Below are 265 nucleotides of genomic sequence, written 5' to 3' on the forward strand. Positions count from 1 at the left end.
TCAAGTGGCGCGTTTAGCGCAATTGATGACAAGCTTTATTAATGGCGATGATGTGGTGCGGCAAAAACAGCGCGAGGGAATCGCACTGATGCGGGCTGCTTTAACATTGGCTGCTATTGTTTCTGTCGTGAGTACTTTCATGTCGGCCTATTTTGTCATTAATCGTTTTCACCGTGATGTACGCTCTTTAAAAATGTATCAATTGCTGCTTCATAGTGAAAATATAGCCCTTGAAGCTCGGGTAAAAGAACGCACACAAGAATTG

1 pseudogene is annotated in these 265 nt (G+C 43.4%); it reads left to right on the forward strand.

The features are described from left to right. Positions 1-265: pseudogene (locus ACFIO5_RS10430) on the forward strand (sensor histidine kinase); the annotation flags it as partial.

Source organism: Bartonella sp. AA86SXKL, assembly GCF_042196885.1.